Annotated in this window: 23 protein-coding genes, 1 tRNA gene and 1 pseudogene; 13 read left to right on the forward strand and 12 right to left on the reverse strand. The window is 40.3% G+C overall.

Features of this window, described 5'->3' with window-relative positions:
- Positions 1–155: 155 nt before the first annotated feature.
- The 5 genes from trmH to gmk all read right to left on the reverse strand — a co-directional run bounded on the left by trmH (position 156) and on the right by gmk (position 4,534).
- The gene (gene trmH, locus Q4567_RS07790) at positions 156–842 is read right to left on the reverse strand and encodes a tRNA (guanosine(18)-2'-O)-methyltransferase TrmH (protein WP_303500115.1); all 687 of its coding nucleotides are present in this window, start codon (positions 840–842) and stop codon (positions 156–158) included.
- Positions 843–889: 47 nt separating this feature from the next.
- Positions 890–1,276, reverse strand: coding sequence for a RidA family protein (locus Q4567_RS07795; protein WP_216049215.1), 387 nt, complete (start codon positions 1,274–1,276; stop codon positions 890–892).
- A gap of 11 nt (positions 1,277–1,287) precedes the next feature.
- Complete coding sequence (spoT, locus tag Q4567_RS07800; RefSeq protein WP_216049216.1) at positions 1,288–3,405, reverse strand: bifunctional GTP diphosphokinase/guanosine-3',5'-bis pyrophosphate 3'-pyrophosphohydrolase; 2,118 nt, start codon at positions 3,403–3,405, stop codon at positions 1,288–1,290.
- 108 nt (positions 3,406–3,513) lie between these two features.
- Positions 3,514–3,783: a DNA-directed RNA polymerase subunit omega gene (rpoZ, locus tag Q4567_RS07805; RefSeq protein ID WP_216049217.1), complete on the reverse strand. Its 270-nt coding sequence runs from the start codon at positions 3,781–3,783 to the stop codon at positions 3,514–3,516.
- A 106-nt stretch (positions 3,784–3,889) separates the two neighbouring features.
- The gene (gene gmk, locus Q4567_RS07810; RefSeq protein ID WP_216049218.1) at positions 3,890–4,534 is read right to left on the reverse strand and encodes a guanylate kinase; all 645 of its coding nucleotides are present in this window, start codon (positions 4,532–4,534) and stop codon (positions 3,890–3,892) included.
- 80 nt (positions 4,535–4,614) lie between these two features.
- Between gmk and cyaY the strand changes: the two genes are divergently transcribed.
- The 12 genes from cyaY (at position 4,615) to Q4567_RS07870 (ending at position 14,105) form a co-directional block, all read left to right on the forward strand.
- Positions 4,615–4,929, forward strand: coding sequence for an iron donor protein CyaY (gene cyaY, locus Q4567_RS07815; RefSeq protein WP_216049219.1), 315 nt, complete (start codon positions 4,615–4,617; stop codon positions 4,927–4,929).
- A gap of 23 nt (positions 4,930–4,952) precedes the next feature.
- Entirely contained in the window at positions 4,953–5,624 is a 672-nt protein-coding gene (locus tag Q4567_RS07820) for an alpha/beta hydrolase (protein ID WP_216049220.1), read from the forward strand.
- A gap of 425 nt (positions 5,625–6,049) precedes the next feature.
- Positions 6,050–7,531, forward strand: a complete 1,482-nt coding sequence (locus tag Q4567_RS07825; RefSeq protein WP_303500005.1) for a DASS family sodium-coupled anion symporter — start codon at positions 6,050–6,052, stop codon at positions 7,529–7,531.
- 329 nt (positions 7,532–7,860) lie between these two features.
- Positions 7,861–8,307, forward strand: coding sequence for a YHS domain-containing (seleno)protein (locus Q4567_RS07830; RefSeq protein WP_303500006.1), 447 nt, complete (start codon positions 7,861–7,863; stop codon positions 8,305–8,307).
- Positions 8,308–8,424: 117 nt separating this feature from the next.
- Positions 8,425–9,351 carry a hydroxymethylbilane synthase gene (gene hemC, locus Q4567_RS07835; RefSeq protein ID WP_216049223.1) on the forward strand — a complete coding sequence of 309 codons (927 nt, stop codon included), beginning with the start codon at positions 8,425–8,427 and terminating at the stop codon, positions 9,349–9,351.
- A 5-nt stretch (positions 9,352–9,356) separates the two neighbouring features.
- A complete protein-coding gene (locus Q4567_RS07840; protein WP_216049224.1) occupies positions 9,357–10,091 on the forward strand; it encodes a uroporphyrinogen-III synthase in 735 nt (244 codons plus the stop codon).
- Positions 10,092–11,285 carry a uroporphyrinogen-III C-methyltransferase gene (locus Q4567_RS07845; RefSeq protein WP_303500007.1) on the forward strand — a complete coding sequence of 398 codons (1,194 nt, stop codon included), beginning with the start codon at positions 10,092–10,094 and terminating at the stop codon, positions 11,283–11,285.
- Entirely contained in the window at positions 11,282–12,454 is a 1,173-nt protein-coding gene (locus Q4567_RS07850) for a heme biosynthesis protein HemY (protein ID WP_303500008.1), read from the forward strand. Before Q4567_RS07845 ends, Q4567_RS07850 begins: the two co-directional genes overlap by 4 nt.
- Before the next feature lie 228 nt (positions 12,455–12,682).
- Positions 12,683–13,267, forward strand: a complete 585-nt coding sequence (locus Q4567_RS07855) for a TetR/AcrR family transcriptional regulator (RefSeq protein ID WP_303500009.1) — start codon at positions 12,683–12,685, stop codon at positions 13,265–13,267.
- Between the two features lie 271 nt (positions 13,268–13,538).
- Positions 13,539–13,615, forward strand: a tRNA-Arg gene (locus tag Q4567_RS07860).
- A gap of 127 nt (positions 13,616–13,742) precedes the next feature.
- Positions 13,743–13,907, forward strand: coding sequence for a hypothetical protein (locus tag Q4567_RS07865; RefSeq protein WP_303500010.1), 165 nt, complete (start codon positions 13,743–13,745; stop codon positions 13,905–13,907).
- Between the two features lie 12 nt (positions 13,908–13,919).
- On the forward strand, positions 13,920–14,105 hold the full coding sequence (locus Q4567_RS07870; protein WP_303500011.1) for a hypothetical protein: 186 nt from the start codon (positions 13,920–13,922) through the stop codon (positions 14,103–14,105).
- A 158-nt stretch (positions 14,106–14,263) separates the two neighbouring features.
- Here the strand turns inward: Q4567_RS07870 and Q4567_RS07875 are convergent, their stop codons facing one another.
- Entirely contained in the window at positions 14,264–14,800 is a 537-nt protein-coding gene (locus tag Q4567_RS07875) for a PEP-CTERM sorting domain-containing protein (protein ID WP_303500013.1), read from the reverse strand.
- A 199-nt stretch (positions 14,801–14,999) separates the two neighbouring features.
- On the opposite strand from Q4567_RS07875, the pseudogene Q4567_RS22250 reads away from it, so the two are divergent.
- A pseudogene (locus tag Q4567_RS22250) lies at positions 15,000–15,239 on the forward strand (glycosyl hydrolase); the annotation flags it as partial.
- 675 nt (positions 15,240–15,914) lie between these two features.
- Here Q4567_RS22250 and Q4567_RS07880 read toward each other — a convergent pair.
- The 6 genes from Q4567_RS07880 to hisC form a co-directional block, all read right to left on the reverse strand.
- Complete coding sequence (locus Q4567_RS07880; RefSeq protein WP_303500014.1) at positions 15,915–16,772, reverse strand: SDR family NAD(P)-dependent oxidoreductase; 858 nt, start codon at positions 16,770–16,772, stop codon at positions 15,915–15,917.
- A gap of 107 nt (positions 16,773–16,879) precedes the next feature.
- A complete protein-coding gene (locus Q4567_RS07885) occupies positions 16,880–18,007 on the reverse strand; it encodes a DUF819 domain-containing protein (protein WP_303500015.1) in 1,128 nt (375 codons plus the stop codon).
- A 172-nt stretch (positions 18,008–18,179) separates the two neighbouring features.
- Positions 18,180–18,479, reverse strand: coding sequence for a hypothetical protein (locus Q4567_RS07890; RefSeq protein WP_303500016.1), 300 nt, complete (start codon positions 18,477–18,479; stop codon positions 18,180–18,182).
- A 133-nt stretch (positions 18,480–18,612) separates the two neighbouring features.
- Positions 18,613–19,791 (reverse strand): mannonate dehydratase, encoded by a 1,179-nt coding sequence (gene uxuA / locus Q4567_RS07895; protein WP_303500017.1) that lies wholly within the window; start codon positions 19,789–19,791, stop codon positions 18,613–18,615.
- 17 nt (positions 19,792–19,808) lie between these two features.
- On the reverse strand, positions 19,809–21,281 hold the full coding sequence (locus Q4567_RS07900) for an aldehyde dehydrogenase (RefSeq protein ID WP_303500019.1): 1,473 nt from the start codon (positions 21,279–21,281) through the stop codon (positions 19,809–19,811).
- A gap of 61 nt (positions 21,282–21,342) precedes the next feature.
- Positions 21,343–22,428, reverse strand: a complete 1,086-nt coding sequence (gene hisC / locus Q4567_RS07905; protein WP_303500020.1) for a histidinol-phosphate transaminase — start codon at positions 22,426–22,428, stop codon at positions 21,343–21,345.
- Positions 22,429–22,499 lie beyond the last annotated feature (71 nt).

Below are 22,499 nucleotides of genomic sequence, written 5' to 3' on the forward strand. Positions count from 1 at the left end.
GCAACCGCCTACAACAGAAATCCCGTAGCATGGCCTTTAGGCCATGAAATATCATAGGATAGCGCGGGGCTAAAGCAACCGCCTACAACAGAAACCCGTAGCATGGCCTTCAGGCCATGGAATATCATAGGATAGCGCGGGGCTAAAACACCCGCCTACAGCTTTCGGAATTGCAATGCTTGCCACCAATCATCGTCGGCGACAATACTTCCTTGTTCATCAATATGTGGGTATGGCAGGTCTTTTTCGTCGCATAATTTACGAAAGTCAGGGTAACCCCGTTCGAATAACATTTTTTGGCAGTCTGATTCATCAAGGTGCTGCGTATCATACATACCGGCAATTTGTCGTTGCCGCTGCGCCTCATATAAAACCAGTGCAGCTGCTACACTGACGTTGAGGGATTGCACCATTCCGACCATAGGAATGACAATCTCTTGATTGGCTAAATCGATAGCTTGTTGCGTAGCACCGTGCTTTTCTTGGCCTAAAATTATCGCTGTTGGCTTGGTATAATCGACATCGCGAAAATCTACGGCCTGATCAGACAAATGGGTAACCAACACCTGCATTTTTTGTTCTTGCAAATGAGAAACTGCATCACCAATGCTATTGTGGTTTTCCATGTACACCCAATTTTGGCTGCCCATTGCGGTGCCACCACGTAATTCTTTTGTTTCATCATCCCAAACGGCATGCACTTTATGAATGCCTACCGCATCACAACTTCTAATCACTGCGGAAACATTATGGGGCTTATGAACTTGCTCCAAACATACGGTTAAGCTAGTTTGTCGCTTGCTTAAGACATCACGAATTTTTTGATAACGTTCTGGTGACACTGACACTAAAAAACCTCTAACTGAAAGCCAAACTTTCTAAAGCAATATCACTCAGGCAATTCCATAATGCCGTCGATTTCAATTTGTGAACCTTTTGGTAGTTCTTTTACACCTATAGCGGCACGAGCAGGATATGGCTTTTTAAAATACTGGCTCATCACCTCATTTACGGTGGCAAAATTAGATAAATCGGTTAGAAATATATTCACTTTAACCAAATCATTAGTAGTACCACCAGCGGCTTCACACACTGCAGTTACATTTTCAAATACCTGAATAGCTTGTGTTTTAAAATCGTCAGAAACCATTTCCATGGTCTCTGGAACCAAAGGAATTTGGCCAGATAAATACACAGTTGTACCAGACTTTACAGCTTGACTATAAGTCCCAATAGCTTGAGGGGCCCGGTCAGTATGAATTACGGACTTTGACATAATTATTTACCTTAGTTGTGTCGAATTTGACTATGACGTGAGACTTTTTGCACTTCCGGCATGGAGCGAATTTTGCGCATGACCTTAGCCAGATGTACACGATTTTTTGTGGTTAACTCAATATCAATGTAATAAACATTGCTTTCTTTTTCTTCTGTTTGTAAACCAATAATATTTGAATCACACGAAGCAACGGCATTGGTTAGCGTAGCCAATGTGCCTTGATGATTAATTAGCTCTATTCTTACCGACGCTTTGAATTCACCTTGAGCTTCGCTATCCCAATGCATTGGTAAAACACGTTGAGGCTCTTCTTTACTTAGCTTACGAATGTTACTGCAACCTACCTGATGGATAACCATGCCCCGACCAGGACTAAGAATCGCGATAATTTCATCATCGGGAATCGGGTAACAACATTTGGGGTAGGTCACTAACAAGCCTTCAGTGCCTTTAATCGCCACATTACGGCCTTTATCTGGCAGCTCTTCAGACTCGCCCAACAGTCGTCGAGCGACAATGGCACTGAGTTCATTACCTAAACCAATATCTGAAAGCAATTCGTCAAAAGAATCATGTTTGGTTTCAGCCACAACACGATCTCTATCTTCTTGCGGAATATCGTCTAATCTTCTCGCCCCTAAAGCATGTCTAAGTAAACGATTACCCATACTGATGGCTTCTTTGGACTGCTGGCGCTTAAGGTAGTGGCGTATATTAGAACGGGCTCTGGCACTGACCACGAAATTGAGCCAGTTGGCGTTAGGTTTTGCTCTTGGAGAGGTAATTATTTCCACCGATTGACCATTTTGCAGTGGCTTATTAAGTGAGTAGTTACGTCGTTCTACTCGCACACCCACACAAGAGTTACCTACATCAGTATGCACTGCGTAAGCAAAGTCGACGGGCGTGGCACCCATGGGTAATTCTATAATTCGGCCGTCTGGTGTAAACACGTATATTTCATCAGGAAACAAATCGGTTTTAACGTTTTCTATAAATTCAAATGATGAACTTGCACTTTGTTGCAGTTCTAATAAGGATTGCATCCACTTGCGTGCTCGAACTTGCGCCGTAGTGCCTTGCTGCGTTTCACCATCATCTTTGTAAATCCAATGTGCGGCGACGCCTTTGTCAGCCATCTGATCCATTTCAGCAGTTCGAATCTGAATTTCAACAGGAATACCATGAGGTCCAATCAAAGAAGTGTGTAATGACTGATAACCATTGGTGCGTGGAATGGCCACGTAATCTTTAAAACGACCTTCAATAGGCTTATACAAACCATGCATAGCCCCTAACCCGCGATAGCAATTATCGACAGAGGAGACTATCACCCGAAACGCATATATATCCATGACTTCGTTGAACAACAATTCTTTGTTCTTCATTTTCCGATAAATCGAATACAAATGTTTTTCGCGGCCAATGACTTGCGCATCAAGGCCATGGGCTTTTAAACGAGTTTCCACTTCATTGCGGGTATTTTCAATGATTTCTTTGCGGTTACCGCGAGCTTGTTTAACGGCCGCCGAAAGAGCTCGATGACGCATCGGGTACATGGCTTGAAAACCTAAGTCTTCTAGCTCATTTTTAATATCGTGGATACCGAGTCGGTGAGCAATAGGCGCATAAATTTCGAGGGTTTCTCTGGCAATTCTGCGACGCTTATCTGGTCTTAGCGAACCTAAAGTGCGCATATTGTGGGTTCGGTCTGCGAGTTTAATCAGAATGACCCGGATATCTTGCACCATCGCCATCATCATTTTACGGAAATTTTCGGCTTGGGCTTCTTGTTTGGTACTAAACTGGATTTTATCCAGCTTAGACACCCCTTCCACTAAATCGCCAACAGTTTCACCAAATGCTTCAACCAGATCTTCTTTGGAATAATGGGTGTCTTCTATCACATCGTGTAATAACGCAGACTTGATGGTTTCTTCATCAAGGTTCATGTCGGCAAGTATGCCTGCAACGGCAACTGGATGGGTAATGTAAGGATCACCGCTGGAACGCATTTGTCCATCATGTGCATCTTGGGCTAAAACGAAGGCAGCCTCAATCCCCTTGACCGCGTCTAGAGGTAGGTAATCACTTAATTTGTTTTTAAGGCCTTCGAATAAATACACTTAACACATGCTTTTAGTTGACTTAGGAGTTAAGAATACGGAGATTTTGTAAGCTTGTCAGCCTATAAGTTTGTCCTGAACTCATATGAGTTCAGGATTGGCTTATTTTTACTCAGACAGGATGTTAGCAACTGACGAGAATTCAGCTTGATCGTGCTCTTGTTGGTCACGAATTGCTTCAGCTGCAATTGTTGAAGCATCAACAAAACCTTCTTCAATTTCACGAAGAGCGATTACTGTGGGCTTATCATTTCCCATAGGAACATGAGCGTCTTTGCCTTCAATAGCAATCTGACGTGCGCGCTTAGCAGCAACTAATACTAAATCGAAACGATTGCCAATTTTGTCTACGGCATCTTCTACTGTTACACGAGCCATATATTTCTCCGAGGTGGTCGATATGTCTAAAGGTGTTCAAAAAAAGGTCGAGTAGTTTACGTTTTTATTGGTCTAAAGGAAAGATCTTTCACGATCATTAGACTGTTTATTTTCCGAGTAAATCAGCAAATAAGCCAGCATGCCGAATTACTTGCTTCTCTTTTCGTAGTCTGCGAGCACTTACTATCGCATCTAACTCATTTAAAGCTGATTCGAAATGATCGTTGACGACAATAAAATCAAATTCATGATAATGGGAAATTTCTGACTCCGCTTCTTGCATTCGCTGCTCGATCACCTCTTGAGAGTCTTGATTGCGTTGTGTAAGACGACGGAAAAGTTCTTCTCGAGACGGTGGCGCGACAAAAACCGTCGCAGTGTCAGGAATTTGCGCTTTGACCTGACGCGCTCCTTGCCAGTCAATATCTAAGAAAATATCGGTACCTTCTTTAAGGGTTTTTTCTATTACCACTCGCGACGTACCGTAATAATTTCCAAATACTTCAGCCCATTCGAAAAAAACCTGCTGTTTGATCAAATCCTCGAACTCCTCTCTTGAGACGAAGTGATAGTGTTGACCATCGACTTCTCCGGGTCTAGGAGCGCGGGTTGTATGCGAAACTGAAACCTGCAGTTTATTGCTATGCATATTCGACTCACTATGCCTTTCTATTAGCGCATTAATGAGACTAGATTTACCTGCTCCTGAAGGAGCGGCCAAAATAAATAAGTTACCGGGTGCTTTTGCCATAAAATTTAATAAAATAACTGTCGCGAATTTTTAGCAATGTTAACATATTCTGACTTATTACCTAACTAGCGAATCACAAAATGAATGACAGCCAGTATCACCAACTTGTAGATGACATGTTTATCCAACTGGAAGAAGCGTTAGATGCCTGCGAAGTGGATATCGACTACGAATCAGCAGAAGGAATTTTAACCCTAGAGTTTCAAAATAAAACCAAGATTATTTTGAACAAACAAGCACCTTTGCACCAACTTTGGGTGGCGACCAAATTCAATGGTCATCATTTCAATTATCAAGATGAAGTATGGATAGATGAGCGCACCGGTGTTGAATTTTGGTCATTTATTGATGAAGCTGCCAGTAAACAAGCAGAGCAAAGCGTAAAATTGTCATAATTTAAATCAAAGGAAGTAGCTAAATGACTGAGCAGATATTGCCCTACGTAGAAGTAAATCCCAAAAAGCCATACGATGCCGTTGTAATTTGGATGCATGGTCTAGGGGATTCTGGTAATGGATTCGCGCCAATCGTGCCCGAATTAAAGTTACCGGAAAGTATGGCGGTACGGTTTGTGTTCCCTCACGCGCCTGTAAGACCAGTAACCATCAATAATGGTATGCCGATGCGTGCTTGGTACGATATTAAAACCATGGATTTTAATAATCGCGCAGATGTGGACGGAGTGTTGGACTCAGCAGCTAAAGTCAGTGATTTAATTGAAGCCGAAAAAGCCAAAGGAATATCAGCTGATCGCATTGTGTTGGCCGGTTTTTCACAAGGCGGAGTTATCGCACTTCACCTAGGCACTCGATACCCAGAAAAGCTAGCTGGCATTATGGCGCTTTCAACTTATATGTCTGAACCAGATAAGTTTGCCAGTGAAGTTCATCAGGCCAATAAAAACACACCTATTCTATGTGCCCATGGCCAGCAAGATGAAGTAGTACCAATGTTTTTAGGACATGCTGCGTTTAAAGTGCTCGAAGATATTGGTTACCCTGTGAAATGGAAAGAATATCCAATGCAACATAATGTTTGCCCCCAAGAAATTAAGGATGTTTCAGAGTGGTTGCAGGAGCGTTTAGGTTAACTAGCAAATACTTAACCTAAGCAACTCAGACTTGCCAACGTTACGCTAACGCGGTATATCTTATTAAAAGAGCGGTAATTTAAGCAAAGTAATAGCAATTTCAACCGTCATCATAAATCGCCATGTGGATGAATTTGATTTCGTTCACCTTGGGTGGTGACATGCTTTATAAAATACCAGCCTTAACCTCATTTATCTAAATACATAAAAATACCAATATGCAGACACTCGGCTGTGTCTTGGTATTCGTAATTTACTGCCCCACAAGTCTTATCAATGACTAGATTGGTTGGGTTCAATTGCAATGCAATACGCAGAATAATTACAAACGTGGCTTTTACACAGATTTTAGAACAATACTTTAAATTTGTCCTATAGCTGGAATTGTTTTCCAGTTTCGACCTTTTCGATGTTAAGGCAGTATTATGAGTGATAGTTTACCGGAAATAACTGATCCGCAACGTGGTCGATATCAAAATATTGGATTATTGGCTGGGCCTGCCCTATTCGTTTTAATGATGCTTCTAGGAGCAAATCAAACAACAATGGATCCTACCGCTTGGCGCGTCGCGGCTGTAGGTATGTGGATGGCACTATGGTGGGCAACAGAATCCGCGCCCGTCCCTGTCACCGCATTTTTACCCATAATTACCTTTCCCTTTCTAGAAATAACAACTCTAGCAGACGCCACATCCCATTATGCTAACCCAATTATTTATTTGTTTATGGGAGCCTTTATCCTAGCATTGGCGGTTGAACGCTGGAATTTACATAAACGAATAGCCCTAGTCATTTTGTCTTATACCGGCACCGATGGTCGAAATCTGGTTGGTAGTTTTATGGTAGTCGCGGCATTGCTTTCAATGTGGATGACAAATACTTCCACTACTATGATGTTAATGCCCATCGCCTTATCGGTTACGCATATAATTTCTGAGCAAAATGCGCACCTCAACAAACGGCAAATTAAGTCTTTTCAAGTAGCAATGTTACTGGGTTTAGCCTACGCCGCTACAATCGGTGGATTAGCCACACTAGTTGGTACTCCGCCTAATGCATTGTTAGCTGCATTTTTAAATGAAAACTATGATATCAAACTCACTTTCGCTAGCTGGATGGCACTTGGCATACCTGTAATGTTGCTAATGTTGCCGCTGGCTTGGTGGTCTCTAACACGCTGGACTTTTAAGATCGATATTCCAGCAAATCCAGTAGTCCATGAGCACTTAACCGAGTTACGCCAAGCATTAGGGCCAATGAGTCGTGCCGAAAAGCGAGTAGCAATAGTATTTGCTCTAGTTGTCACATTTTGGATTGTTAGACGCCCTATCTCGTTACTTCTTGGTATCGACTTTTTAACTGATACAGGAATAGTAATGACCGCGGCGTTACTATTGTTCTTACTTCCAAGTGGTAACAAAGCTCAACCGCAAATAATGACTTGGGACGATGTAAGTCGGCTACCCTGGGGAGTGTTGATTTTATTTGGTGGCGGATTAAGTTTAGCCGCAGCAGTTTCTTCATCTGGGCTGGCAGCATGGTTGGGAAGTAGCTTAATGCCTTTAGGCACATTTGGTGTATTTGTGTTGGTGATCGCAGCTACTGCATTGGTTATTTTCCTAACAGAACTAACCAGTAATGTTGCAACAGCGGCAACCTTCTTACCAGTAGTAGCGGCCGTTGCATTAGAGCTTGGTGTATCTCCGTTAGTGTTGTGTATTCCTATTACCTTAGCTGCAAGCTGTGCCTTTATGTTACCTGTTGCAACACCTCCAAATGCGATAGTTTTCGCCTCAGGTTTGCTCAATATTCCACAGATGATAAAAGCGGGTTTTGTACTAAATATTGTGGGTTTAATTCTTATTAGTGCTGTTTCATTGTGGCTAGCGCCATTAATATTTTTATAAATAACAGCATGAACTTTTATAAGAGCCGCGTCTCAAGGCCATGATTATTTAGATAATGAGATTAAACAGCACAAGCGACGGTTTTAAAAAAGGCGTCTATGGCACATTTTATAAACTCTTATTGAGTATTCTAAATTAGCTATCCGTAAAAAAGTAAGTGTTCACACTGCCTTTACCCTATATTAAATAGGTTTTAGTGAACATCCCATGTAAAATACGTAAGCGTTGCGATTCCCGTAATTCTACCGTGATAAAATTGTGATGAAATTTTAAGTCTGAATAGCCGGTTTTGTAAGTAACTATAATTTACTTACCAAATCGGATTCCTCATGAACGCTTTAAAAGTACTAATATTTGCCTTAACCAGTTTGTTTTTCACTGCGGCTCACGCTTCAGATCCCATTGAGACAGGCTTTTTTAATAATCACGCTATTTATGGTTACGATACAGTGGCCTACTTCACCGAAAACAAACCTGTAAAAGGTAACAAACAGATTAGTTATGATTGGCGTGGCGCGCAGTGGCATTTTTCATCGGAAGAACATAAAGCCATGTTTGCCGCAAATCCCGAGAAATATGCCCCCCAGTACGGTGGATATTGCGCTTACGCAATGGCTGATGGCAACTTAGTTGGTATAGATGAAGAGGCATTTACAATTGTAAATAACAAACTCTATCTAAATTATAGTATCGGCGTGATGGAAAAGTGGCTCGAAAACCGTGATGAATATATTCGAAAAGCTGACGAGCAATACCCATTAGTGGTTAACTTTTAAACTTTTTTCATTGCTATTGATGCAGATCAGCTTGGTTGTTAGGTTTTTTACAACTCTGCTGTACCAATCCGGTCAGCAAAACCTTAAAATGGTGTTAAAAGGTTAATCGGATTGTTTATGACTCGCTCAGTAATTAAAATTGCTACCCGTAAAAGTGCCCTTGCTCTTTGGCAGGCAGAATTTGTCAAAGCAGAATTAGAAAAGGCGCACCCTCACATTGCAATTGAACTAGTCCCTATGACTACAAAGGGCGATGTGATTTTAGATACACCACTTGCAAAGGTAGGTGGTAAAGGATTGTTCATCAAGGAATTGGAAGTGGCTATGCAAAAAGGCGAAGCCGATATTGCAGTGCATTCCATGAAAGATGTTCCTGTCGAATTTCCCGATGGTTTTGGTTTACACGCTATTTGCCAACGGGAAAATCCATTAGATGCGTTTGTATCCAACAAATACGAAGATATTGTTTCCCTACCCAAGGGCGCGATTGTTGGCACTTCAAGCTTACGTCGGCAAGTCCAGCTCAAAGCGTATCGCCCAGATGTGCAGATAAAAGATCTGCGCGGCAACGTGAATACCCGCTTAGCGAAGCTAGATGAAGGCCAATACGATGCAATTATTTTAGCATCAGCGGGGTTAATTCGTTTAAATATGGCTGACCGCATACGACAAGAAATTAGTAGCAGGGTCTCTTTACCAGCTGTTGGTCAAGGTGCTGTAGGGATTGAATGTCGTACTGAAGACGCAGAATTAGTGGCATTATTACAACCCTTGAATCACCCTGATACTGCGACCCGTGTGGTGGCAGAACGGGCGCTTAACGCTAAACTGCAAGGTGGCTGTCAGGTCCCCATCGGCAGTTTCTGCGAAATCATAGATAATCAACTACACTTGCGTGGTTTGGTAGGCTCTATTTCTGGAAAACAGATTATTATGGCTGAGCAGTACGGCGATATTGCAGAACCCGAACAACTTGGTAATGCAGTAGCTGAGAAATTGTTAGAGCTAGGCGCACAAGAATATTTAGCAGAAGCATACGTGTAACATAAATGTCTATTTTATTGCTGCGGCCAAAAGAAAAATTTGAAAAAAGTACCCGTTACTTGCAACAACAAGGTATTAGAACCGTTGGTGTAGGACTGATAGAAATAGACATCAATCAGGATAATCTACAGCAATTTGCGCAAACTATTTTAGCCATGGATGCACAGCAAATTAGCCGTAGTAAGTGCATATTTGTCAGCACGCACGCTGCCGAAATCGTTATTGAAGGTGTCAAAGGTTGGCCCTCTGAACTCGCTGTTTTTGCGGTAGGTCCAAGCACTGGTGAGCGTTTAACACAATTAACCGAGCAAGTAATTGTGCCTGACATGGCCTGTTCAGAAGGCTTATTGTCGCTCCCACAATTGCAAAATTTATCGAGCCACAAAGTATTTCTGCTAAAAGGTGTTGGCGGCCGCAAAATGTTACCCTCAGAACTGCAACAACGAGGGGCTGAGGTGGAACATATCAACCTCTATAATCGTTTGCCATGTGTAAATTATTCGCAAACAGAAGCTTGGCAGCAGCAAGACATTCAATGTATTGTGGCTACAAGTGGCGAAATTATCCAAGCAGCATGGGACAAATTTGACCAAAATTGGTTAAAATCTACACCTTGGATTATGGTTAGTCAGCGTCTTGCCGATTATGCAACTAAACTAGGTATACAACAGGTATATCTCAGTGCTGGTGCAAGTGACGAGCAATTAAAAGACGCAATCAATCAATTTTTGGAGCGCTAAATGACGGAAAAAGACAAAATCACCGCCCTCGAAGAGGAAATGAAAGCCTTGGAAATCGAGAATGCGTCCTACGTCGAAGTAAAGGAACAGCCGAAGCCCAAAGCTAAAGCTGAAACAAAAAGCGAAAAACCGCCATTTACGCCCAAATCTAAGAACACTCCAGGCAAAGATGCGCCAGCTAAAGGTAAATCGAAGACTGGATTTTTATGGTTTGTCACATTAATTAATTTGCTTTGCCTCTTGGCTATTGCAGCTGCCGGTTATTGGTTTTGGCAACAATGGAATAGTACGTTAAATAATGAAAATGCAACTTTGACGGCGCAAAGTGAAACTATTTCAGAGCAAGGTCGAACAATTGACCAATTGGCTCGTCAGTTAGGTACTCAACAAACAGAGTTTGAAGAGTCCATCGCCAAACAAAACGAATTAACTAACCAAGCATTGACCCAAGCGCAAGCCAATAGTAAAAATCTTGCAGACGTATCAGGTCGTCGTCCGGCCGATTGGTTATTAGCAGAAGCAGATTATTTGGTCCGCATGGCCGGTCGAAAACTTTGGTTGGAAAATGATGTCCGCACTGCCGTGGCTATGCTGCAAGCAGCAGATAGCCGATTACAAGATTTAGCGGATCCGTCTTTATTACCAGTAAGACAATTTATTGCCAGCGATATTCAAAACCTTCAACAGATCAATCAGGTTTCATTAACCTCTATCGCTTTGTCGTTATCAGGCATGGTGCAACAAGTTAATAATCTACCCTTGTCGTTACCAGAAGTAGAAGTGAAGGGTTTTGAGCCAGAAGAACTCACGGGAATGGCAAGAGTTTGGGCCTATATTGAGAGCAACTTTAAATATCAAGCCAATGAAGGACCAGTTGAACCCTTATTATCACAACAACAACAGTGGCTAGCCAAAGAGCAGTTACGTTTTGCATTAATGCAAGCGCAAACGGCAATAATGAAAGAGCAAGACACTCTGTTTAAACAAAGTTTACAACGGGCGATAGGATTAATTGTTCAGCATTATGATCTTGAAACCACTGAAGTGGCGGGCATGTTAGACGCGTTACGTAATCTCGAAGAAACGGAAGTCGCGCGTAAATATCCTCAGCAACTTGATGCCGCAAAACCATTGCAAGATATCCTAGAAAACCGAATGAGCAACGCATTCTCAAACGGGAAGTTTGAACTATGAAAAAAATCATTCTGCTGTTAATTATCATCGGCCTCATTATCGTAGGTTTGTACGCAGGTCCAGGTCTAATTAATTACCAAGGGTATTTTCTAATCGCCCTTGAAAGTGGTACTTATCAGGTTTCCATTTTCGGCTTTGTGGTTTTAGTTGTTAGCTTGTTTTTTGTGACTTGGTTATCCATCATTCTGATTAAAAAGCTCATCGATATCTTAGCAGGCTCACAAGACTGGTTGTTCGGATTTAGCAGCAGACGTAAACAAAAAGCTTTCACCAACGGCTTAATTTCACTTGCAGAAGGAAACTTTTTAGAAGCCAAAAAATCCCTAAACAAAATACGTAACGAAGATTTTGACGGCATTAACTTATTAGCTTTGGCCGAAGTGGAAGCGCAGCTTAATAACAAAGTTGATGCTCGAGAGTTATGGTATGAAGCAGCAGAAAAAGACAAAACTGCTTTAGCCGCAAATCTATGCCTTATCCGTGATTTGGTCTTAGAAAATCAGGGTGAGCAAGCACTTACACACATCAATGAAGCCTCAGAAAAGATCCAACGAGATCCAAATATCATTAAATTATGGGCCAGAGCACTAGAGCAAACTGGGAAATTTACGGTGTTAAAAGAGCACGTTAAAAAGTGGAAAAAACCACTTGGAGAGGAATACGATTACTGGTTATTAAAAGCATCAAAAGGTGAATATGCAGAAATTGCCAGCAAAGAAGGTGCGTTAAAATTGAAGGAAAAATGGCAATCTTTACCTAGAGGCGTTCGCAAAGAATCCGGTCAGGTTGCAGCTTATTCTCAACAATTGATCGATCAAGAGATGTATGAAGAAGCACAAACAATTTTAGTGAATAGCCAGAAAAGTGGTCCAATACCGGTACTGTATAATCTCTATCGACAGCTCAAAAATACCCAAACAAATGGTGCAATTAAACAGCTAGAAGGGTGGCTTAAAAAGGACGATTCCAATGTTGATATACTCTCAACTCTAGGACAACTTGCGTATAATTCTGGCGATTATATGCTTGCCGAAAAGGCCCTTTCCAAGGCCATTAAGCTTGCAAATGAACGTCGCGATGTGTTGCTTTTAGCGCAAATCAAAGAGGCGCAAAAAGACAATATTCACGCCTTAGAACTTTATAAACAAACCGTTTTAAGCGCTGATTAAGGACGCCGAAAAAGCGCCTTATCAATTTTTATATCAATCACTACAATAATCGATTTTAAAACCTCTTAGATTATTGTAGTGATGATTACATTAAATCCACTAGCACCCCGTCACTTGCTTGTACGACATTTATAAAAAACCCGCCTTATTTATCTCGAAAGCCTTGTAAAATAGCTTTTTGTAGCGTTTAATACAATTAATATTCCTAGCAATTAGCTAAATTATGTAATGAATGATACAAATAGTTCCTCGACACGAGGCAGGCCGAGAAAACTAGATACCAACGAAGGCCTAAAAAGAGCCCTAACACTCTTTCAAAGGTACGGATTTGAAAATGTATCAGTAGCCGAATTGTGCTCAACATTAAATGCAACCGCTACTTCTATTTATGCTACCTATGGAAATAAAGAGTCACTTTTTCTACGCGCCTTAGCACTGTATAAAAATCAGTTTTTAGGAAAACTTGAACAGACCCTAAAAGAATCAGAAAGCCCCAGTGAAATGTTCAGGAATTGCCTTGAAATGAGTTTAGAATTTTACCTAAACGACAATCACAGATCCGGCTGTTTAATTCTGCAAGGAAACCTCTTTTGTCGAAATAAAATTTTGCTAGAAGAAATAGCCAAACAGCAAACAGAAATACAAACAAATATAAAAATCCGTTTACAAAAATTAGAATCCGAAAACCCAGAAGAACTAGCCGATGTTTTAATGACCCTCATGCGCGGCATTGCCCTGTCTGTAAAATCTGAATCCGACGAAGACAAGCTTTATACTACTTTGGAATTTTTCTGCACTGCGTTTGATTGTTAGTATATTCAAAATAGGAAGGCTTAGAGAACATAAAGGAAAACAAAAATTAATTTAAAAAAATGAGGCCTAAATTTCCATCGTATTCACAAGATGTCGATAACTGAATCTAACCAGAAGTTTTTATCTAAGTTAGTTAGTAATCACTATTATTTTATAGTTTAAAAATCAACCTCAGCTCGATAATTTCGCAAAAAATGCCTAGGATTAAGGATAATTGAAAATAACAGTGGAAAATTCCTAGGTTTTCATTAAGATCACGCCTGCTTCCAGCGCACCCGTAGCTCAGCTGGATAGAGCGCTGCCCTCCGGAGGCAGAGGTCGTGAGTTCGAATCTCGCCGGGTGCGCCATTATCGTGCTAACAAGCTAAAAACGGTTTGAAATCTGCATTTTTACGTAACGCTTTCCACCTGCTCGCTGCCAAAGAATGTTTTACATCACCGGTTTCAAAAACAAGCCAAAATATGGCTGCTGTCAGTGCAGCAATGCGCAGCCAACTTAGCCGAAGGCGCAACGTTAGACAGTAAAAAAATGGCTAAGTCACGGGTCGTAACATTACCAGCTTTGAGAGTTTCAATGGTTGATTTACTGAATGAAATCGTGGATCAAACTCAGGCTTCATCTGCATTGATTAGGTGGTAACCGGAGCCTGATTTGGAGGGAGTGTTTGGAAATCAACCGCCTTTGTATACTCCCGCGGCTGAAAAAGCGGGTACGATTCAGAGCATTGCCCTCATTCAACCCATTGTACTTTCCCTGATGATCGCTGTGTTATTAAAACCTATCGTTCCGGCGTTGATAGTACAGTTCAAACACTATGAAATTCTGAACCTCAGTTGACAGAAGAAAAAGCAGAAGTGGTGAAATTAGATAAGAAAAAGGCCTGAGTTAGTCAATTTAATTTTTACTGCGACTTTAGGCTGATCAGGTAATTGATGATCGCCAAATTGCAGGCACAAAAAAACCGATCGCAATCGGTTTTGATAACAGAGTATGTATTACGCTTTTTTACGGCGAGCAAAACCTATTACTGCTAGGCTGAGGCCGATTATCGCTAGGGTGCTAGGCTCAGATACGACCTGTTCGGACACTGTGAAATTTGCGGCATTTAATGTATAACTTTCACTACCAGAAGGTGTTAATACAGATGCAAATGTGCCAATCAGACAAAAGCCATTACCATTCAAACAGTTATTACTTTCAGGTAAAAAGACAACTGCTAGGTCGAAAAAACTCCCATCAAGAGAAAATGTTCCTGAATCGCCATCAGAATCTCCAGAAATATGGAAACCACCTAGTGATGTATCAAAGGAGAATGTACTTACACCAAGCGTTCCTCCAGTTGACGAAATAGTCCCCATTACATCGCTTACAGTAACAACACCCCCAGTAGGCGTGCCTTCAAGGGTACCATCAATGCTGGTAAACCCATCAAACTCATATGAAAAGTCATAAATGAGTGCTGCTTGCGCAGTACTTGTTAATCCTGCAGATACCAAAACTAATACTTTTAAAAAACTATAGAATGTTTTCATTGTTTAATCACACTTCTGTTTGTTATGAATCTATATTTAATTATCTAATTTAGCAAAATTCATGTCTACCAATTAAATCAAAGACTTACGGTGTGATTTACCTTTAAGTGTAAAACTATCTGACACTATTTCTGCCGAACTGAAAAAGTTTACTGATGCCGATATCCCTATTTTATGACGCCCATGACATGAAGCTGAAGGAGCAAGATTTTGGTGGGGAGCAGTTGGACCAAAAAGCGTTAAAAGAACTATGGATTTAATGTACGACCGCATGACTAACACTCATGGTATAAACAATTTAATTTGGGTTTATACCCCTGCACAAAGCTTAGCTAGCAATTGGTATCCAAGTGATAACTATGTCGACATAGTGGGCATACTCTTTTCGCAGGGGCCTATATTGGTTAATTTTAACCAATGTTTTTTGGCCATTCCGTGACGTGATCTAGACCAAAGGTGTTAATCGTAGTAATTCGGCTTGTGACCATGAAACTATCAATCACTTGATATACGCGATGTAGACGCTTTTCACCGAGTGCGCCATTATCGCGCTGTCTTATCAAAGCTCATTACCGAACGCAGTGAGCGCATATGACTGAGATGACGTTAGCGCGAGGTGAGCTTGGCTGTCTGACGACTTAAAAATAACCATTTCACGATTTAACGCCTCCTAAACCATCACAAGCAGCCTGTAGATTTGAATTCATTGTTCGACTAATTTTTCTGGACAAATTAGAATAACTTTAGCGGGTCACGAAACAGAGGCGTGTGTTAAGTGATCGCGCCAAGTCATGCTTCATTTATTTACTAACTTGTCTAATCACGCAACAAAGTGCAAGGTAAGTTTGATAAATAAAACATCAGCGATTCTTATATAATCTCTATTAAACTAACATTAGGAAATTACGTATTTTTGTGCTAGACACAATGAAGTCAAGTTTGTTCGCGATATGATTGAGCATCACAAGAATTGATGTATAACTGATTATCGTAGCCGATTAATTCCAAGTTGGCATTTAGGATTCTAGTTTTCTCGCTAAGTCATTATGCTAAATGATAGCAAGTAATTTCGAAGAGGCTCACTTTAGTGTAAATGCAAGATTGTGCGACGATATTAGAGCTTGGCCTTTATCTTACTATTCGCCCACCAATCAGTGTCGGACCAATTGAGAATAGCTTCTTCACGCTCTTTAGATGACATGGATGCCAACAATGCTGCTATCTCAGTCGCTTTAGCTCCTACCGTATATAAAAACTCAGGTTGTCCGTTTGCGATTATCTTACGTATAGTATTATGAATCTCTTCAAGGTATTTTCCATTTTCACCTTCTGCATTGGATATACTTCGCATCCAATGCTCTATAAGTTGCGAATAAGGACCATCCTCAATCTTCTCGTTAGTTAATGATTTGAATAAATTAGATGCAAATGAAGCAGGTTGAATTGAGCTAACTTGAATTCCAAAAGCAGATACTTCATACCTTAAACTTTCCAACATTCTATCCATAGCGGCTTTACTGGCAGAGTAATGTCCATCGCAAGGTAAACCTACAGCTGAAGACAATGAGCTTACTCCAATAATTTTGCCATAGCGCTGTTGCCGGAGAAAAGGCATTACCTCTCTTATAACGTTTATGTTCCCCCAATAATTAACCTCAAAACATTGTTTAATATATTCATAATTAGCGCTTTCAATTGTTCCGATTGGATAGTGTGCCGCATTTAGAATTACAGTATCAATAGTTAATTTACTGTCTGATAACTGTTTCATTACACCTTTTATCTCAGCAATTTTCGTCACATCCATCTGCATGAATTTTATCGTTCCCAAACTGCTAGGTTTAATTTCTGGAAAGTTATCCGGAATCAACGACCTTACCGTTGCTATTATTGTGTGTCCGTCGTTAGCTAACTCTGATGCTAGAGAAGCACCTAGACCTGAGCCGGTACCAGTAATTAAAATTGTCGCCACTTCCGTCTCTCCCAATTTATAAACAAGACATTTAATCCCATCAATAAGGCAAACTCTCGATATTGTAGATAATACTTATAAGTTTAATTTTCTTACTTTAAAAACTCTTAGCTTAAGAAAGTTGTAACTGTAACTCCGATAAAAGTTGCAATTGCATACCCTAAAATACCGCACATAATTCCCGGAGTGACTAAGGTACGCCAATTGTTGGAGGTTGCTATTGCGGCGGTAACCGCGGGGCCAACTAGAGCTGCTGCAGATGCAACTAATGTTTCTTTCAAATCGAATTTGAACCATTTAGCCAATAGAAAAGTTACTGTAAGATGGATGAAAATAATAAACATTCCATAGAAAAATAGTTTGATTGCAGCCCCAATAAATACTGACATGTCAGTGCCAATACCAACTACCGCAAAGAATAAATACATTAATAAAATACCAGTCTCAAACTCTCCCTTTAATTGGCCCATCGTTTTTGGGAATACATTCGCTATGAGTAGAGTTAATGCAGTAATTATCAAAAAAGAATATTGTTTAAAACCTATGCTATTTGCTAAGTATTCTGATAAAGCACAGATAACAAAGCTCAAGCAAATAGCACCAGAAATATGCGTCAAATTGAAGTTTACTTTATGCTCATTAATTTCTTTACTGTCAGGTTGATCTTTTAACTCTCCCTCTTTGAATGAAGAAAAATGCTTTGTAATCCATTTTGTTGAGGGTATAGCCAGTAAAATCATAAGGGCTATGATACTAACGATGCTACTGGCGCTAATAGCCGCACTAAATTCGTCCGTACTCATTTCAACAACTTGAGAAACGGCCAAAAAATTGACCGCACCACCTACATAGCCTCCGGTGTATGCTCCAGCTACTTTAGGCCCAATATTACCAAGATCAAAAATATAAAAACCAAGAATAGCGCCAAATACTGTTGTCATTGATGCGATACAAAAAATGACCAATACGGCACCACTTTCTTTAAAAATGGAAAGTAAGTTGCTTTTAAATAACAACAAAGGAATAGCTAAAGGAACTAAATTACTTCCAACAAAATCATAAACAGGACTATTAAATGGAATAAGCTGCAAGTTTGAAAAAAGCATTCCTAGTCCAAGTATACAAACCACCCCCGATATTTTTTTGCCTATCGCAAAGTTATCAATCCAAAAGCCGAACCAAGCTAAACCAAATATCACTGAACAAACAGCTGCTATATTGTCTCCAGAAATCATAGGTAGATACATCTCCTAATAGGTTCACCCAACTATAACTGGATGGTGTTAACTTATTCTCAAATGACTAAATTACATCTAACACAGCATAAATAATGGGATAAATGTGAACATTAAAATCAAAGAGTGTTTATTTATGGATTAAGTAAGTTACAAACCGTAAAATACTAATTTAGCTTTTATTAAGCAGTTCTTTCACTCTAGATTTAAGCAAATGATCCATTTCCTCTCGCTTTTCCTTATCATCAAAAGCTGATAGAAAACCATTGTGAGCGTCACCCAAAGCACAACTAATCATTTCATTAACGAGCTGTTTTTTTTCCATCCCAAGTATTTCGGAAAGAGCTGTCACTCTGGCTAAACTAATAGGCTCAAAAATGTAGGCATTCGAATTGTTATAACTCGCACAGCCTTTTTTAATAGCAGCTGTATTGTTTCTAGTTAATTCAAAAAATCGTTTTTCTGTAAGCATAAAAGAGGTCCATGATTCAATTTATACCCTACAAATTCTCTGCATAGTTAACTTAAATAACATATCCATATAATCTGTAGGGTTGTTCAGTCTCCATTGCTAGAGGCAACTTCATTTCGAGCGCTAAACACCGCTAATTAATCTGCTCTATGGCAAATATCACTCCACGCAACTCAGCTAAACTTTTCATTCGACCAGCATAAGAGTAACCAGGGTTTATATTCTCCCTATTTATTTCATCCCCCATTAAATGCCCATGGTCTGGACGAATAGGAATACTAGAATCAGCGCACTTTTGCTGTTTACGCCTCCGCTCTTCCAATACAATTGCTTTAATTAAGGAAATCATATCGTTGTCACCCGTTAGGTGATCGGATTCATAAAATGAACCATCGTTATAACGTATTACGTTACGTAAATGAACAAAGTGAATTGACGAACCAAATTCTTTAACCATCGCGACTAAATCATTATCAGCGCGTGCCCCGAAAGATCCGGCACAAAAAGTTAGTCCATTGTAATGACTTGGTACTGCCGATATTATGGCTCTTGCGTCATCGGCAGTAGAGACAACTCGTGGTAAACCAAATAATGGAAAAGGAGGATCATCGGGGTGAATGCACATTTTTACTTTATACTCTTCAGCGACTGGTATAACGTCCTTAAGGAAATCTATTAAATTTTCTCTAAAATTATTTTCACCAAGATCAATAAACAGTTCTATTTGTTGCTTAATTTTACTGCGTGTATAAGAACCTTCCCCTCCTGGTAAACCTGCAATAATATTCTTTTCTAGAGATCTAATTTGACCAGCATTCATTTGAGCAAACTTATGCTTAGCTGCAGATAAAATTTCAGGAGTATAATCAACAGAAGCATTTTTACGTTTCAAAATAAAAATGTCATATGCTGCGAATTCTGTCATTTCAAAACGTAAGGCCTGAGCTTGGTTTGGAAGTTGATAGTTAAGGTTTGTTCGAGTCCAATCAACAACGGGCATAAAGTTGTAACAAAGGGTATAAATGCCTGCGCTTGATAGATTTTTAATAGTTTCTTTATAATTCTTAATATATTGTTTGTAGTTCCCTTGGCGGCTTTTTATATCATTATGAACAGGAACACTTTCCACTACACTCCATTGTAAGCCCTGCTCTTCTATTAGCCGTTTACGTTCTAGTATATCCTCATAAGACCAAACTTCTCCTGTGGGGATTTGGTGTAAAGCACTGACAACTCCGGTAGCCCCTGCCTGTTTGATTTGCGTTAAACTCACCGAGTCATCTGCTCCAAACCAACGCCATGTTTGCTGCATTGTATTAGTTCCTCTTTTTATAGTTTGACGACGACAGACTTTAACTCTGTATATTGAAGCAACGCTTCATATCCATTTTCTCTGCCCCACCCGGACTCTTTGTAGCCTCCAAAAGGTACAGCCATATCAGGAATTCCGTGGCAATTGACCCACACTAGTCCAGCTTTCAAAGCTGCGGCCATTTTATGAGCTCGACTAACGTCTTTAGTCCAAATACTCGCAGCTAACCCGTACTCAGAGTCATTTGCCATTTCTTGTACATCACTTTCGTCGTTAAAAATTTGAACTACTAAAACTGGTCCAAAAATCTCTTCACGAACAATGGTCATATCTGCAGTGACGTCTACAAATATTGTTGGCTGTATAAAGTATCCACCGGTTGATGATTTAGGTATTCCCCCACTAAGCAGTGTAGCTCCTTCACTTATCCCTTTTTCAATGTAGTAGCTAATACTGGAGAACTGTCGCGCACTAATTACGGGCCCCATATCGGTGCTTTCATCGTCACTGGGGCCAACTCTAATAGCCTCAGTTTTGGTTTTGATATTTGCGATAAATTCTGCATAAATATCTTCGTGAACAAATAAACGCGAAGCAGCTACGCATACTTGTCCAGCATTGGAAAAGATCGCATCAATAGCTCCTTGACTTGCTTCTTCAACATTTGCATCAGGAAAAACAACCATTGCTGATTTCCCCCCTAATTCAAGCGATACCTTTTTAAGATTGCCTTTTGCTGAATCTAGTATTCTTTTGCCTACCTCAGTGGAGCCAGTAAACGAAATTTTATCTACACCAGGATGTTTAGCTAACGCTTGACCTGCACCCACGCCTTCCCCCAGCACAACATTGAAAACGCCTGCGGGAACACCCGCTTCCATTATTATTTCAGCTAATTTCATCGCAGATAATGGTGTTTCCATTGCGGGTTTGAGAATACAGCTACACCCAGACGCTAATGCGGGAGCAATTTTCCATGCGGCTTGCACTAAAGGTCCGTTCCACGGAACGATAAGGGCTGCAACACCAATGGGTTCACGTTGAGTATAAGCATGAAAATCTTGCCCTGGAATAACCGACATGGTTTTGGTGCTTCCTTCAATTTTAGTACACCACCCGGCGTAATAGCGAAAGCAATCTGCAGCAAATGAAACTTCACCATATCTAGCCGAAGAATATTTTTTGCCTACATTTAACATCTCTAGCGTGGCGATTTCATCACCATACTTCTCTAATAAATCTGCTATTTTCCAGAGTGTTTTTCCTCTTTCACTCGGTGTTAACCCTTTCCAGTCACCACGTTCGAAAGTCGCCCTAGCCGCTTCTACAGCACGGTCAACATCCTTGTCAGTAGCAACCGCGGCAGAAGATATTACACTTCCTGAAGATGGATTAATGACTTCTGACATTTGTTTGTTAGAAGATAAAAACCATTTTCCATTGATCAGTAATTTTTGAGGTTGATTTAGTCGTTGCTCTACAGTATCCATCGTGCACCCTCAATAGGTAATTGCTTTAAATTAAATTTAGTTAACAAAAATCAAGCGTAATCTATTGCTGCATATAATCAGTTAAAACATCAATTACAGCTTGGTTCTCATTTTCTAATCCAACGGTAATGCGTAAAAAGGAGCTATCGTTACCTGCAGGTCTAGGAATTATGCCTTTTGATTGAAGAAATTTAGCAGCCTCGGTTGCTGATTTTTGAGCAACATTGGTAAAATCCAACAAATAAAAGTTGGCAACACTCGGCACAACTTCAATACCTAACTCAGTCAATTTTTGAGTAACGTAATTTAAAGAAACACGATTAAGTTTTTTAATCTTAGCGACATAGTCAATTGATTTAACCGCTGCAGTTGCTGCCGCCATTGCTGCAGAGTTTGCATTGAAGGGGGTTCTAATCCGTTGAATATAGTCATGAACCTCCTGAGAACTATACATCCAGCCAATGCGTAAGGCAGATAAACCATATATTTTTGAAAACGTTCTTGTCATTATTACGTTGTCAAACTCCTCAACTAAAGAGATACCATCACTAAAGTCTTCATTATCAACGTATTCTGAATATGCGTTGTCAATTAAGAATATACAGTCCTTAGGTAGCCCTGCATGTAAGCGTCGCATCTCCTCCTCTGAAATGAAGGTTCCTGTTGGGTTATTTGGATTAGCTATAGTGCAAAACTTAGTTTTTTCAGTAACCCGTTTCAGCAATGCATCTACATCAACTTTATGGTTTTTTTCCGGTGCGATGACTAGCTCGGCTCCTTGAGCTAAGCAATGAATATTGCTCATAATAAAGCCATTTTCACTCAATAATGCCTCATCTCCTTGAGACAGATAGGCTCTCACGACCAGTTGAATAAGTTCTTCTGAACCGTTACCACACATTATTTTGTTTACGTTTAACTTGAAAGTCTCAGCAATTGCCTCACGCAACTCTGTTTGGCTTCCATCTGGGTATCGATTCAAACTAGAGGCACTTTTTATAAACGCATTTACCGCCTCCTCACAGGGACCATGAGAGGATTCATTGGATGACAATTTGAGTGGTTTTTTTACCCCTTCAATATTACTTTTTCCTTGCTTGTATGCATTTATGCGTAAAATGGAAGAGTTAGGTTTTGGTTTAGTCATTTTATATATCCATTAGAGAATAAATCAGCAATACCAGCTTTTTTCAAATTGCGGCATTGCTAATTTATTTT

This window comes from Aliiglaciecola sp. 2_MG-2023 (genome assembly GCF_030548145.1).
GTDB classification, from domain to species: domain Bacteria; phylum Pseudomonadota; class Gammaproteobacteria; order Enterobacterales; family Alteromonadaceae; genus Aliiglaciecola; species Aliiglaciecola lipolytica_A.